Raw genomic sequence first — 14,212 nt, 5'->3', positions numbered from 1 at the left:
GCAGCAGTATTAATTTTTTAATAAACTAATAAGTAATAATATAACTAAATAAATGTTCCAAAGGAGTTTTTTATGAAAAATAACAAGTGGGAATTTTTAAAAAGTGTAGTTTCAATAGATGAATATAATCTTATTGCTAATATTTTGGATGAAGAAGGAATTCCTGTAATGAGAAAGACTCCTGGGGCTGGTGCTTATTTAGAAGTATTTATGGGTTCAGCTATAAATACTCGAATTGATATTTATGTACCTTCATCTAAACTTGAACAAGCTATTGAAATTTTAACTCATATGGAGCATGGTGATGAATTGAATGGAGATATTTATCTAGAGATTGAAGAAGATAAATATGATTATAATTATAATTCTTCTAGAATGGATTATTCTGAAGAAATTAAAACTGAGGAAGATAAAAGTAGTGTATATCTTAAGCTTTTTTTAATTTTTTTATTTATTGTTTTTTTCGGTTCATATATATTAGACATTATTCCATAGTGTTTATATAATGAGCTAAACTACTTCCAACGGAAATAAACGAAGACTCTACCATAATTGTTAGGGTCTTTTTTTATGCGATGGTATTTTTCTTTTATGTGTTTTTGATCTAAAAATCGTAGTACTCTTTTCTTTAACTGCCCGCTTCCTTTACCACAGATTATTTCTAACTCTTTAGCCTTTATATCTTCAGCTTCATTAAAGGCATTACTTAACGCCTTATCTATTTCATATCCCTTATTAAAAATTGGGTGTAAATCCAAAACTATATTTTTTTTAGACATTAAATATACCACCCTAAATAGTATCTTTTTTATAACTTTAATTGTGTCAATTTATAATGTCAATCCTATTACTTTTATATAAATATGAAACAATTTTCATTAATGGTTATAAATGTAACACTATATCATTTTTTGCCATATAATATCATGAGTATAACCGAAAGGAAGTGATATTATGAGTGTTCCTATTATTCCTGAAGTAACACAAGAGCAAGCATTAATAGATTTACTGGAATCTATAGCTGTAGAAGAAACTGCCCTAGCACACTTAATTAATGCGGAAGCTGAAAAAGTACAGGTAATAGCTGAAATGCTATTAACTCAACAAGTCGATACGAATGGAACCATTAACTTTCAAAAAAGTATCAATAGAATGATGCAAACTATAATTAAAAAAGAAATAATACTTCAATTTAAATTAGAAAATGTGCTTGATGCAATGAAAGAAATTAAAATCATAGTTCATAAAAATACCGTAACAGCTACAGGAATTTTTAATAATGTTGTTTATTCAGATACTGATGTGGCTTACTACTCATACAAAAAGGAACAGGACATTAATAACCCTACTAATGTACAAGGAGGTGAATAAAGATGGCTATAATAGGCGGAATAGATATGGGTAATCTTGTCGATTATTTGTTCTTCTTTGCTGGGTATAAATGCTAATATTTAAATGTCCAAAAATGCAAAAATAACTATGTACAAAAATCACATAAGTTTCTATAGTTTTACTGGGTGATGAGAAATGAAAATAAAATTAATTACTGATATTGAAATTAACTCAGTAAAAGACTTACCGAAACTTAAAACACTTGTGGAGGCAAATAACTTGGATAAGCCAAATTTTAGTGAAATAGCAAGGAATTTGGGGGTTGATAGAAGGACAGTTAAAAAATATTACATAGGAGCTGATAAAAAGGAAAGAAAAAAGAAAAAATCTGTGATTGATGACTACTATGAAATTATAAAAGAATTACTATCTGATGAATCATCTCAAATGTTTTATTACAAAGATCATCTGTTTAGATATTTACAAAGAGAGCATGGATTAAAATGCACCAGGAATAACTTTAATTACTACATACTAAAGCATGAAGAGTTTGCTAATTATTTTAAACCAAAAGGTAATTCAAATTCAATTAAAACAGAAACAGAACTAGGTAAACAAGCACAGTTTGATTGGAAAGAAAAAATTAAATTTAGGTTTAGAAATAGTGAAGAAATAATTATAAATGTAGGAAGCTTAGTATTATCAGCATCAAGGCAAAAAGTTTGGCTTATTTACTTATCAACAAGCTTAGATTGTGTTGTAGACTTTTTAGCTAATGCTTTTGAAACAATAGGGGGTGTGCCTAAGGAGTTAGTTATAGATAATGCTACTACAATGATGTTAAAAGCTAGAACAGAATTATCAGATGGTACTGTTAATCCTAAATTTCAGCAATTTGCAGATGATTATGGATTTAAAGTAGTTCCTTGTATTAAAGGAAGGCCTCAAACTAAAGCAAAAGTAGAGAATCCTATGAAAATTATAGATGAAATAATGACTTATAACGGAGTGTTAGATAATATCGAACAATTACATGAAAAATTAGAGCAGATAACAAACGAGGCTAATACTAGAATTTGTCAGAGTACAGGCATACCACCTATACTTATGTACAAAAAAGAAAGAGAACATCTTTTTCCTTTACCACAAGAAAAAATATGTTCTTCCTATAAGCTTTCTTCCATAAAGGTGAATGTAAATACAAATGCACTTTTCTCTTACAAAAAGAAAATGTATTCAGTTCCTTCAACCTTAATTGGAAAGAAAGTAACAATAAAAATAATTGAAAATAACTTGCATGTCTATTATAACAAAAAACTTATTACTGTCCATGAAATCATGGAAAACAAAAAAATAACATACACAGAACAGCATCATTTAGACATGTTAAAACAAACATTTAGAAAACATGATGGGGTTGAAGAATATGCTATACAGCATCTAAGGGAATTGGAGAAATTTAATGAGCAATTATCAAATATTACATGACAATTTAAAAGAGCTTAAGTTAACCCAGATGAGTATTAAGTTAGATAATTATTTAGACCAAATAAATGATGGGAAAATAAGCGTTATAGATGCTTTATACGAACTTACTTCTAAAGAGATAGAAGTTAAAAACTTTAATGCTACCAATGCAATGGTTAAAGTAGCTGGATTTCCACATCAAAAAGAACTCAAAGATTTTGATTTTGAATTCCAACCTAAAATTAATAAACAACAATTTTTAGATTTTGAAAGTTTAAGATTCTTAGAGACTAACAGCAATATTCTATTGATCGGAAATTCCGGAGTCGGAAAGTCGCATCTGGCCACTTCTATAGGTATTGCAGCAGCTAAAAAACGTATAAGCACTTATTTTATTAAATGCCATGATTTAATTGAACAACTTAGGAAAGCTCATCTAGAAAACAAGTTAGAAAATCGAATTAAGCATTTTGCTAAATATAGGCTTTTAATAATCGATGAAATCGGATATTTGCCTATCGGTGAGCAAGAGGCAAAAATGTTTTTCCAGCTTATTGATCGTAGATACGAGAAAAAAAGCACCATAGTAACTAGTAATATTAGTTTATCAGATTGGACCGATATTTTTACTGATAACATGTTAGCTAGTGCTATTTTAGACAGACTAGTACATCATTCTAGCATTGTAAATATACTTGGTAGTTCATATAGAACTGCAGAAGCTCTATCAAAAGTTGGTCAAAAAGAAGATTAGTTGTACATAAAAATATTTGCATTTTTGTTCATTTTTTTATTGACGTTTATAAACACTCCATGAAGTTTAAGGTTGAGACAAAGGGGGGATGTTTCTTTAATTCTTCTTACAAACAGATAAGTGCATTAATAGGAGGTTATATATTATGTGGTATATGAATGAAGAAAGACAACTTATGCAAAATATTGCAAAGGAATTTGTAGAAAACGAAGTAAAACCTGTGGCATTAGAAATTGATAAAAAAGATGAATTTCCATTGAAGTTATTTAAGAGAGCTGGAGAGCTAGGTTTCTTAGGAGTAACATTTCCAGAAGAATTTGGTGGTTTAGGTGGAGACAATACAACTCTTGCGTTAATAATTGAAGAATTATCAAAAAGTTCACCTGTACTAGCAGTAGCAATCGGAGCCCATAGCTTATTAGCTGGTGGAATGCTAAATATGCTTGGATCACCTGAGCAAAAAGAAAAATATCTAAAACCAGCAGCAACAGGTGAAATTATATTAGCTTGTGGTTCAACTGAGTCTGCAGGTGGTTCTAACCATATAGAACATAATACCAAAGCAGTGCTTGATGGTGATGAGTGGGTTATTAATGGTGGGAAAGTGTTAATAAGTAACATTCACTATGCTAATGCTTATGTAGTATTAGCAGTTACAGACGATAAGGTAGACCCTGTAACTAGAGAAGGTATGAGTGCGTTTATTATAGATGCTGATACCCCTGGTTTTGAAGTAAGTAAACCTGAGGTAAAGCTTGGCTGGCATGGTTCATCAACTGGTACTATTTCATTTAAAAACTGTCGCATACCTAAAGAAAACTTACTTGGTCCTTTAAATGGTGCTCTACGAGCTATGTTTGTAAGTGTAAGGGATGAATTTTTAAGTTGTGGACCAATGGGACTAGGTATGGCTGAAGCAGCATATGAAATGGCACTTAATTATAGTCTAGAGAGAGAACAACAAGGGCAAAACATGTACGATAGACTGCAAGTAACAAGGCATAAACTAGTAAAGATGTTTACCGAGATTCAAACTTTAAGAGCATTAGTATATAGCTCTTATGCTTTAAAAGACCAAGGCCATCTTGCATTAGCAGAAGGACGTATGCTTAAGGTTAAAGGTGCTGAAGTATCTGAATATGTTGCTAGAGAGGCAATACAAATATTTGGCGGAGTTGGCACTATAGTAGACACAGGTGTTGAACGCTTTTGGCGAGATGCCAAGGTATTAGCAATAGGTGGTGCTTCAGTAGAAGCACTTAATGAACAAATAGGCTATATGATAAGAAACAAAATGGTGTAATAAAACTAAAGGAGGCAATAAAATGGGTAAATATACAGGAAAAGTAATTGCAATTACCGGTGCTGCAAATGGTATAGGAAGAGAATTAGCTATTCAATATGCCAAAAAAGGAGCAAAATTAAGTTTATCTGATATAGATGCTAAAAACCTAGAAAGCCTTGTAGCAGAATTAAAAGGTACAGAAATTGTAACTGCAGTTTTTGATGTAGGAAACTATGAAGATATGGAAGCCTATGCTAAGAAAACCTATGATACATTTGGAACAGTTGATATATTTTACAACAATGCTGGTGTAGCAGTTGTGGGCAATATTTGGGAACAATCATTAAAGGATTGGAAATGGGCATTTGATACTAATGTTATGGGTGTTGTGCATGGAATTAAATCATTTGTGCCAAGAATGATAGAGCAGGACAAAGAATGTCGTATCATTAATACTGCCTCTGTTGCAGGACTTTTAGTTTCACCTAACTCCCCTGTTTATGTAAGTAGTAAACATGCAGCAGTTACACTTACTGAAGTTTTAAACCTACAATTACAGCTTGCAGGTGCTAAAGTAAGAGCTTCAGCACTTTGCCCAGGATTTGTAGTATCTGATTTACACAATTCAGATCGTCACCGTCCGCAGGAATTACAAAATGATCCTAATAAAGATCCGTATTATCAAAGTGAAGACTATAAAACTAAAGCTCAAATTATGGAACAATCAGTAACTGGTGGTATGGCAACTGATAAAGCAGTTGAAATAATAATTAAGGCTGTAGAAGATGATGAGTTCTTTATAATGACTCATCCAGAATACAAGCCAATTATTGAAATGAGAATGAAAAATATATTAGAACAAAATCGTCCAAGTGCTATATAAATCTTTTAAAACCACCTCTTCTTTATCATATATAAAATAAAGCCGTTAAATAACGGCTTTATTCTTGTTAAAGTAAATAACTTTTCATGCCGTTAGACATACATGCTAAAACTATTAAAAAGATTTATCATTTTCATAAAATTACGTAAATATATATTTTGCAACAAAGTATTAAATTTTAGTAAAACCCCCTCTTTTTTTTGTTATACTAATTATTGAATCATAGCCTGTTGGAGATTTTAGGGGAGGTTAATTATGAGATTAACAGATAGTCTTAGGTTTAAATTTTTAGCCTGGATTTTGTTTATTTGTTTCACAGCAGCTATTTCACAAGGTGTTGTTACATATTTAAACGCTAAAAGTTTATTTACAGAACAGACCCAAAATCAAGGAAGAGAAATAATGTCTAGGGCAGCTACTAGTGAAATACAGTTTTGGATTGATTCCAAAATTCAAGAAATCCAAATTTTAGCCAACTTAAATAGTGCTAAAACTATGGAAGTAGAAGAGGTCGTAGAGTTATTATCCTTAGAAATGAATGTCTTAGGAGAAGAGTATGAAAATTTATTTGTAATCAATACACATGGTGAAGCCTTTTTAGATGATGGTTCTACTTTAGATTTATCTGATAGAGAGTATTTTATTAGTGCTTTAGAGGGTGAGGCGACTGTGTCTGACCCTGTGGTTTCTAGAAATACTGGCAATATAGTTGTGCCAGTATCGTCACCTATTTATAGAGATGGAGAGCCGGTTGGTGTTTTAGGTGGAGCGGTGCTTGCTAATCAATTAATAGATAGGATTAGTGCTATTCAGCTAGGAGAAACTGGATATGTTTATATGATAAACAAGGAAGGGCAATACATAGTACACCCCAGTCATGATTATATTTTACAAAAAAGCATGTTTGACCAAGGGGAAGAAGTGGCTGAAATAGCAGATCAAATGACTGCAATGCAAGCGGGAGTAACTAGTTATACTTTAGAAGGTGAAGATAGATTTATAGCTTATGCTCCGATAGAGCAAGTAGGTTGGTCTTTAGCGGTAAATGCTCCTTTAGAAGAAATCACTCATACTTTAAACGATATGTTTGTAAGAAATGCTATGACTACCGGAGTTGTGCTATTATTACTGGGTATAATAATGTGGTTTATAAGTGGAAAGTTTATAAAGCCAATTATAGAGATGGTTGGAGTAACAAAAACTCTTTCTCAAAAAGATTTAACCCAAGAAATTCATAGCGATGATAAATCTGAGTTTGGCATTTTAATGAATTCATTTGGTGAAATGAATAATAACCTTAGAGGTATTGTTGAAGCAGTAGATAATAGTTCAAAAGATTTAAATGAGGTATCTACTGATATTCTAAGTGCTGCTAACCAAACTGGTGAAGCTTCTAGGCAAGTAAATTTAAGTGCTGAACAAGTGGCTTCAGCATCTAATGCCCAAGCTAAAGATGCAGAAAAAACTAGTGAAATAGCGCATGATGTTGCAGCATCTATAAAAAATATAGAAAATACTACCAAGGCCATATCAGAGCAAACTGCTAATTTTAAAGAAATAGTTTTAACAGTTACAGATTTAATGGATGAACAAAAAATGAAAATGACTAACACTGTAACGAGCACAGGGGATGTATCACAGGTAATAAAGGTATTAGACGCTAAAACTAAAGAAATTAGTGAGGTAATTAATTTAATTAATTCTATATCAGAACAAACAAATCTTTTAGCCTTAAATGCGGCTATTGAGGCAGCACGTGCAGGAGAAGCAGGTAAAGGGTTTGCAGTTGTAGCTGAAGAAGTCAGGAAACTCGCTGAGGAAACAGGAGCAGCAACTTTAAATATTGCTGGAATAATTCAAGAGGTACAAACCCAAGTTGCAGATGTGGTGAAAGAGGTAGATGAAGTAGAAAAAATGGTAAAAGAACAAGGGGATTCTCTTGAGAACGGACTTACTGCATTTAATAAAATTGAAGCTGGTGCTCAAAGCATAGATGAATCAATTCAAGAAATAGTAAGTACTTTTGATAAAACAATGAAATCTGTTGATGAAATTGTTATGGCTACTGAAAACATCTCTGCAGTTACGGAGGAATCAGCAGCTTCAGCCCAAGAAGTGACTGCAACAGCCCAAAGTCAGCTTTCAGCTATAGAAAACATTGTATCCATGGCAGATAGACTAGATAAATTATCAAGTGAGCTAAGAAGTCTGTTAAATGAATTCAAACTTGAATAATATTAGTAATTAATTTAATACAATTTACCCCATACCCTATTAGAATTACGAACAATTTGATTTTGTTTTTTATAAAACAAATTACGATTAAACTTAGTTTCGGGGGAGTTTTCTCTAGCGAACCATATCCTTTCATGATAAAGGTGAATAGTTTCGGCTGCAGTTTGATAATAACTGCAGCCATTTTTTGTAAGTCTTAACATTAAATCATTATCATCATAACCAATACCAGTAAAATCTTCGTCATAGCCACCTATAGCAAAAAATTCTTTACGACTTATTGAAGTAAGAAATGGTAGGTGAGTATTTAATCTTATATAATTATTATAAAAGGCAGTCCGGTCAAAGCTTCCATTTGTCATTTCTAGATTATTTAAAAACGAACCATCTCTATCATCCCTAGCAATAGGTATGCCCATTAGTTTTTCATTACGTAATACTGGCATAGTTAGTTGTATAACACAGTCATTAAGATGAAACATTTCAGCACAGGAGAGTATTAGTACTTTTCCGCTCGATATCTTCGCACCTATGTTAATCGCAAAACCTGGTACACGCCATTTCATAATACCATTCATGTTTCTTTGACCAGTAAAGATATATTTTATGTTTAGTCTTTCACTATACTGTTCACAAATTGATTCAGTTTCATCAATAACTCCATCATTTAAAATAATTATTTCATAATCATAGGGCATGGCTTGTTTAGCTAAAGAATATAAACCCCATTTAAGTAGATGAGGTCTTTTATATGTGGTTATGATTATAGATACCGTACAGCTCATATTCTTCCTTTCTAAATTTATTTTATTAGCTATCTTTTTCTCCCCATTGAAAATGATAAACAATACTGTTAAATGCTGTTTGATGCATAATTCCTACTTCTCTTAGTTTTTGCATAAGTACAGTATCGCCTGAGACACAAGCTTCTCCCGGTTTAGCAATTACCGGGTTATATATATCACTTCCTATAAGAACTTGACCTTCTGGGTAACCTCCAACCATTTCAAAATGCTCTTTACGAATTAACAAAGGCATGAATAAACCACCATTTTCAACTTTGGATTCTTTGATAGAAAGAGCATATTTTTGGAAGTTTTCTTCTTGATATGTGTCATAGGTACGTCCAAAATCATTTTCAATACCGTATAAACCACTAGGTAATTTGCCTGATTCAACTAAACGTGAACATACACAATTTTTACCATTATAAGTGATTAATAAATTGTCAAACCATTCTGGACTAAAAGCCATATCAGAATTAATGAATATTAAAAAATCACCTTTGGCTTTTGTTGCTGAAAAATTATATGCTCGATAGACATTATTTACGTACCATTCTGCTTGTTGTTCTTTAGTGTTATTGAACTCATAGTGAGGTATATTATTTTCACGTAAGTAACTTAAAACTTCGTCAGTAGCATCATTGGCTACAAAAAAGAATTCCTTATCTTTCATATCTGTATATTTATGAACTTGTTCATATACAAATTTTAACCAGCCAATACTTTTGTAAATTAAACATATGATAGAAAAAGCTGGCTTGAAAACTTCTTCTCGATATGATTCTACATAAGCTAGCGATTCTTCCCAGGTTAAAGGTTCTGGTTTTGCTTCTTCCACCCATAATCCTTGTGGAAATAACTCTTGTGGTACTTTTTCTAAAACTAATTGTTCTTCACTTATTAATCGATCCAACATTTCATAACCCTTTTGTCCATGAGCTTGGTAAACAAGATATTTGTGTGCCAATCGTTGTTTTGAAGAAAAACCATAATGTAAAACTTTAACAGAATCTGACCAGTATAATCTTCGAATACTAGGTGGATAAGGTCTTTGATGTAATCCTGGACGTGGTTTTTCAAATTGCATATTAGGTGTTACGCGCCATAATCGTACAAACCAACCACTATCATAAAGGCTATCGATTCTTCTCCATGTATTACTTCGCCACAGGTTTAACTCATGAAATACTAATCCATCAACATCTTTTTCATCACAAAGTGCACATAATGATTGTATTTTTTCCTTATCATCAGTTGTTAGCACTTCATCTGCATCTAACCATAAAATAAAATCCGGAGATAGTTTCAATGCTTCTTCCAACAAAATTTGTTTGTGACTCATTTCGTTTACAAAGTCATTTTTACTACCTCTTATAACATAAGGTGTTTGAGTTAACATATATTCATAACTACCATCAGTACTGCCATCATCGTATACTACAAGAGCATCAACTAATGGATTTATATATTTTACGAATCTTTCTAAATTACCTTTAATCAGTTCATTATATATTTGGCATATACATACAATTTTGTACTGTTTTGATGATTTACGAATTTCTTCCTCTTTCCAAGATAATTGAGTTTTACGTTTTCTACAAATTGAAAGTCCCGGTGAAACTGGAATAGTCATCATTTCATATTCATCTCGGTGTTTAGATAGTTCTTCTGCTGCAAGATAGGCTGTGCCACACCATTCAGGCTGAATAAGATATTGCTGTCCTGGGTGTACATCATGTAAAAGTATTAAACCATGTGGAGCAACAAAGGGTAAGTATGACCTAAAATCTTGTAATACAGCTTCACGTGCATGATTAGCATCTATAAATAACATATCTATTTGCAAAGGTTCATTTTCTAATTGTTTAGCAAAATCCTCAGTAGTAGTATTAAAAAAATAGGTTTTATCAGATTTTTGCATATAGTTTTGTGCATCTGGATTTACATCTACTCCAATCAACTTATCAGCATAAGGAATAATTCTATTAAAAAGAGCACATTTATATAATCCTAGCTCTACATAAACCTTCGGCCGTACGATACTAGCTAGGTGTACGATAAAGTCTTCATGCCAAATTAGACCATTATGTTTACTAAGATCTATTAAATGTTTATTATCCAAATATTCCACCTCCATATTACTGTGGTAAAGCACTAGAAATTATCTTCACTACGCTGGTGCTAACTTGATTGTTTGTATATTCAGCAGGAATACTCCATGTATTTTCAAGGTTAACAGCTATTTCTACAGCATTTATTATATCTGCCGGTTCACATCCAGATATAATACAACTGCCATTTTCAACTGTTTCCGGTCTTTCAGTAACATCTCTTAAAGTCACATTTGGGATACCCATAATACAGCATTCTTCTTGAACTGTTCCGCTGTCACTTAAAACACAATGTGCATTTTGTTGAAGTTTAATAAAATCAAATAAGCCTATAGGCTCAATGAAAGTTATTTCATTTCTGTTCAGTATTTGATTATTTTTGTTTAATTTTGACCGTGTACGAGGATGCAAACTGCAAATTACAGGTATTTCATATTCAAGATTTAATAAGTGTAAAGCTTCCATGAACTTGTTTAATCGATAAGAAACATCCACATTTTCAGCTCTATGTAGAGTAGCTAAAAAATAGGGTTTAGCTTTAATATTTAGTTTTTCAAGTACCTTACTAGCTTGAATATCTACTGCATAATAATCTAGCACTTCTTTAATTGGATTACCTGTTACAAATATTTTATGGCTTGGTATACCTTCACTTAAAAGATTTGCCCTACTACGTTCTGTATAAGGAAGAAGAATATCGCTACAATGGTCAACAATGCGTCTATTTATTTCTTCTGGAACACGATCATCATAACAGCGATTTCCTGCTTCCATATGAAATACTGGAATACCCATTCGCTTTGCTACTATTGCTGATAGTGCACTGTTAGTATCACCAAGTATTAGTATACGGTCAGGTTTTTCTAAAGATAGAATATTTTCACAGGATGTTAATATATAAGAAATTTGTTCTATACCTTTTTTATAATTACAATCTAATGAATAATTCACTTGGCGAATTCCTAGTTCATTAAAGAAGATGTCATTTAATTTTGGGTCAAAATTTTGTCCTGTGTTGACCAATACATGATTATAATATTTATCTAGAAGAGGAATAATTTTGCTAAGACGAATAATTTCAGGGCGAGTACCTAGTATAGTCATTATTTTCATCGCAAAAATTCTCCTTCATAATTAAAAGGGGCATCTATATTAAGCTTATGATCATATAGTAGTTGTTTAGTATCTTCTAAATTTAAAACCGAATCCCCTGAACTGTATTCCTTATGTAGCATGTTGCGCTTGGTGATATATGGTAACAATTCAGGGAGCATAGGTTGTATTGCATAGTAAATACCTCTATCAACGGTATGCTGTGATTCTTCATAAGAAACTAATATTTCGTGCACTTTTTCTCCTGGTCTTATACCAGTTATAATTGTTTCTATATTACGATCTTCTATCAGTGCAGTTGCCACATCTAAAATACGTGCTGATGGAACTTTTGGAATATATATTTCACCGGGATATGCATTTTCAATTGAAGCGATAACGGTATCAACTGCTTTATCTAATGACAATAAAAATCTTGTCATATCTGTGGTTGTAATTGTAACTGGTCCACCATTTTTTATTTGCTCACGAAACAGGGGTACTACAGATCCACGTGAAGCTAATACATTTCCATAACGAACACAAATAAATCTTGTTGAAGGTATACTAATGTTAGCATTTATAAAGACTCTTTCTTGTATTGCTTTAGTCATTCCCATTACATTAATTGGCTTACAGGCTTTATCAGTAGAAACTCCTACCACAGTATCTATTGTTAGTTTATTTTCTCGTATAGCACGAACAATATTTTCTGCGCCACCTATATTTGTTTGAACAGCTTCATAAGGAAAGTATTCACAGGTAGGAACTTGTTTTAATGCAGCGGTGTTTATAACGATGTTAACTCCATCGAGTGCGGCACAAACTGAATGATAATTTCTAATATCACCGATTCTAAATTCAACTAATTTTTTAAAGTCCTCATAAATAATTTCATCAGTAGCTTGTATTTTCTGCTTGTAATCTACCCTCATCGCATGCTGTTTAGCTTCATCACGAGAAAATATTATAATTTTTTTAGGAAGATCATTAGGATTTGATAATAAGCGACGTGTAAGAACTTTACCGAGTGAACCGGTTCCACCTGTTATAAGTACAACTTTATTTTTGAAAAGTGACATTTAAAGTGCCCCCTAATAATTACTATAAGATGAAACCAAATAGTCTTGATACATCTTTTCAACTAAATCACGCCAAGATGGTGGAGAATACCCCACTATTTTTTGCAATCTATTTGAGATAAGTGAACGATCACAACTAGTAGCATCATATGGTTTAACAGTGATTTTTTTCTTATAAATATCTGCTACTAATTTAAGTAATTCATATTTGGATATAGGATTTGTAGAAAGATGATAAATACCGTGTAGTTCTTCGTGGGGAATAATATATTTGGCAATAATATTTGCAAGTTCTATAGTAGGAAAGCCAGTATATATATGGTTTGTATAGCCATTAATGATATCCTCTTGAGACAAAAACCATTCAATAAGGCCCAATTTTGATTGTAATTCATGCCCTATAATTGATGTGCGTAAGGTTAAGCAATGGGGATAATCTACTTCACCTAGCATTTTAGTTTTTCCATACAAGTCTTTAGCATCAGGCTCATCAGTCTCTACATAATTACCTTTTTTACCGCTAAAAACACAATCAGTACTAAAATGTATTAATCTAGCCCCAATACCATTGCATACCGTAGCAATTTTATGAGGAAGAAGGGCATTAATCTCGATATTTGCTATATTATTACTTCCTAATGATCCTTGCTTAATTATTCCTATACAATTTATTACTATATTAGGTTTAAAATACTTAATTACATTAGTAATACTATAAACATTTTTGGCATCCATATTTTGTATAATATTTTTTTGCATCTTAGTAGGAATATTTTTATGCAAGATATTAGGGTCTCGTGCGGTAGCAAATACACTAAAATCTTTGTAACTTGAAAGATGCATAAACAGTTTATGTCCTAGCATACCAGTAGCTCCGAGTACTAGTATTTTCATAGCATTCATCCTTTTTATCTCGTTATAATAAACATCAATATCTATTTTTCCACCTAATGTTACAATATGCTCATTTCTTTATAAAAGTACCTTTTTTATCTTAGATTATATTAATTTTATTATTCAAAATAAGTAGATGGTATTGTGCCCACAACTACTTTAATACCTTTTCCGGATGGTAATGAAGTAACCGGAAGTATACCGGTAGACGCACTTAGAGCGAGATATATCATACTGCCAGATGAGAAATCATATTCACTTGTTAAAGTAACTTTAGCCTTTTAAATTGCAT

General features: G+C 32.0%; 14 protein-coding genes. 8 read left to right on the top strand and 6 right to left on the bottom strand.

The window, feature by feature from the left end; all coding sequences use genetic code 11:
* The first annotated feature begins 72 nt into the window (after positions 1-72).
* Positions 73-495, top strand: coding sequence for a putative signal transducing protein (locus SYNTR_RS07810; RefSeq protein ID WP_156203987.1), 423 nt, complete (start codon positions 73-75; stop codon positions 493-495).
* Between the two features lie 20 nt (positions 496-515).
* Here SYNTR_RS07810 and SYNTR_RS07805 read toward each other — a convergent pair whose 3' ends face one another.
* Complete coding sequence (locus SYNTR_RS07805) at positions 516-779, bottom strand: Smr/MutS family protein (RefSeq protein ID WP_156203986.1); 264 nt, start codon at positions 777-779, stop codon at positions 516-518.
* A 175-nt stretch (positions 780-954) separates the two neighbouring features.
* Here SYNTR_RS07805 and SYNTR_RS07800 point away from each other — a divergent pair, with 175 nt between their 5' ends.
* The 6 genes from SYNTR_RS07800 (at position 955) to SYNTR_RS07775 (ending at position 7,956) form a co-directional block, all read left to right on the top strand.
* Complete coding sequence (locus tag SYNTR_RS07800; RefSeq protein ID WP_197079058.1) at positions 955-1,371, top strand: alpha-helical endospore appendage domain-containing protein; 417 nt, start codon at positions 955-957, stop codon at positions 1,369-1,371.
* Positions 1,372-1,527: 156 nt separating this feature from the next.
* Complete coding sequence (gene istA, locus SYNTR_RS07795; RefSeq protein ID WP_156203985.1) at positions 1,528-2,820, top strand: IS21 family transposase; 1,293 nt, start codon at positions 1,528-1,530, stop codon at positions 2,818-2,820.
* Positions 2,795-3,553 carry an IS21-like element helper ATPase IstB gene (gene istB / locus SYNTR_RS07790; protein WP_156203984.1) on the top strand — a complete coding sequence of 253 codons (759 nt, stop codon included), beginning with the start codon at positions 2,795-2,797 and terminating at the stop codon, positions 3,551-3,553. Before istA ends, istB begins: the two co-directional genes overlap by 26 nt.
* Before the next feature lie 145 nt (positions 3,554-3,698).
* The gene (locus SYNTR_RS07785; RefSeq protein ID WP_156203983.1) at positions 3,699-4,856 is read left to right on the top strand and encodes an acyl-CoA dehydrogenase family protein; all 1,158 of its coding nucleotides are present in this window, start codon (positions 3,699-3,701) and stop codon (positions 4,854-4,856) included.
* 22 nt (positions 4,857-4,878) lie between these two features.
* Positions 4,879-5,721: an SDR family NAD(P)-dependent oxidoreductase gene (locus SYNTR_RS07780; RefSeq protein WP_156203982.1), complete on the top strand. Its 843-nt coding sequence runs from the start codon at positions 4,879-4,881 to the stop codon at positions 5,719-5,721.
* Between the two features lie 255 nt (positions 5,722-5,976).
* Positions 5,977-7,956 carry a methyl-accepting chemotaxis protein gene (locus SYNTR_RS07775; RefSeq protein ID WP_156203981.1) on the top strand — a complete coding sequence of 660 codons (1,980 nt, stop codon included), beginning with the start codon at positions 5,977-5,979 and terminating at the stop codon, positions 7,954-7,956.
* A gap of 14 nt (positions 7,957-7,970) precedes the next feature.
* Here the strand turns inward: SYNTR_RS07775 and SYNTR_RS11560 are convergent, their stop codons facing one another.
* Genes SYNTR_RS11560 through SYNTR_RS07755 form a run of 5 tightly spaced genes read right to left on the bottom strand, consistent with a single transcriptional unit; the run spans position 7,971 to position 13,920 of the window.
* Positions 7,971-8,741 carry a glycosyltransferase family 2 protein gene (locus SYNTR_RS11560; RefSeq protein WP_197079249.1) on the bottom strand — a complete coding sequence of 257 codons (771 nt, stop codon included), beginning with the start codon at positions 8,739-8,741 and terminating at the stop codon, positions 7,971-7,973.
* Between the two features lie 25 nt (positions 8,742-8,766).
* Entirely contained in the window at positions 8,767-10,863 is a 2,097-nt protein-coding gene (locus SYNTR_RS11630; protein ID WP_243140159.1) for a class I SAM-dependent methyltransferase, read from the bottom strand.
* 16 nt (positions 10,864-10,879) lie between these two features.
* On the bottom strand, positions 10,880-11,965 hold the full coding sequence (gene wecB / locus SYNTR_RS07765) for a non-hydrolyzing UDP-N-acetylglucosamine 2-epimerase (RefSeq protein ID WP_156203980.1): 1,086 nt from the start codon (positions 11,963-11,965) through the stop codon (positions 10,880-10,882).
* The gene (locus SYNTR_RS07760; protein WP_156203979.1) at positions 11,962-13,026 is read right to left on the bottom strand and encodes a polysaccharide biosynthesis protein; all 1,065 of its coding nucleotides are present in this window, start codon (positions 13,024-13,026) and stop codon (positions 11,962-11,964) included. The genes wecB and SYNTR_RS07760 overlap by 4 nt, the downstream gene beginning before the upstream one ends.
* Before the next feature lie 12 nt (positions 13,027-13,038).
* Entirely contained in the window at positions 13,039-13,920 is an 882-nt protein-coding gene (locus SYNTR_RS07755; protein WP_156203978.1) for a dTDP-4-dehydrorhamnose reductase family protein, read from the bottom strand.
* Positions 13,921-14,064: 144 nt separating this feature from the next.
* Between SYNTR_RS07755 and SYNTR_RS07750 the strand changes: the two genes are divergently transcribed.
* Entirely contained in the window at positions 14,065-14,205 is a 141-nt protein-coding gene (locus SYNTR_RS07750; protein WP_156203977.1) for a hypothetical protein, read from the top strand.
* Positions 14,206-14,212: the final 7 nt, after the last annotated feature.

The organism is Candidatus Syntrophocurvum alkaliphilum (genome assembly GCF_009734445.1).
GTDB classification, from domain to species: Bacteria; Bacillota; Syntrophomonadia; order Syntrophomonadales; family Syntrophomonadaceae; genus Syntrophocurvum; species Syntrophocurvum alkaliphilum.
The sequence above is the reverse complement of the archived record's forward strand: the minus strand, read 5'-3'. Positions and strand labels throughout refer to the sequence as shown.